We start from the raw sequence: 549 nt of genomic DNA on the forward strand, positions 1-549 counted from the left end.
AACTGGCAGCCACAACTGCATTGGGTTGATGCAGGTTCATGCTCAATACGGATGGTGTGTAGATGATCTGGCAGTGGTCGACGTTTAGGTTTGTTGACTGTTGCTTTGTGTGTCGCTGCATTGGTTTTATCTGCATTTAGCCGTTCCAGTTCTAGATCAACCGCGGCAATATCTTCTTCAACCGCTTCATCCCACAGATGGATTTGTTTTGCCGTTAAGTGTTCATTCTTTTGGGCGAATTTGTGCTTTTTAAACAGCGCCAGTTCATGCTCGTATTTTTGATTGAGAATAGAAAGATGCTGAACTTTGGCATCCAATTGCTGGTTTGATTTTTCTAATTCTTGATTTGATTGTGCCAGAGACTGATGCTGCATTGCCAACTGTCTGGTAAATTCCAGCAGTTGTTCATGGGTCAGTTGGTTTAAGTCAGGCAGTGTATTCATGACCGCAGTATGCCTGAGGTCATGAAGAGAATGAAATAGAACGTTTGGAGGATGGCAGAATGGTCGAGCTTGGTTTAGAGCATATTCACCACTTGCTGCAATCCAA

General features: G+C 43.5%; 1 protein-coding gene. It reads right to left on the reverse strand.

Annotated elements, in window-relative coordinates; all coding sequences use genetic code 11:
- Positions 1-443, reverse strand: a 443-nt coding sequence (locus tag CF596_RS14545) for a transposase (protein WP_197704865.1), incomplete at its 3' end; no start/stop codon positions are given.
- Positions 444-549: the final 106 nt, after the last annotated feature.

Origin of the sequence: Acinetobacter sp. YT-02 (genome assembly GCF_002412355.1) — a bacterium.
Classification (GTDB): domain Bacteria; phylum Pseudomonadota; class Gammaproteobacteria; order Pseudomonadales; family Moraxellaceae; genus Acinetobacter; species Acinetobacter towneri.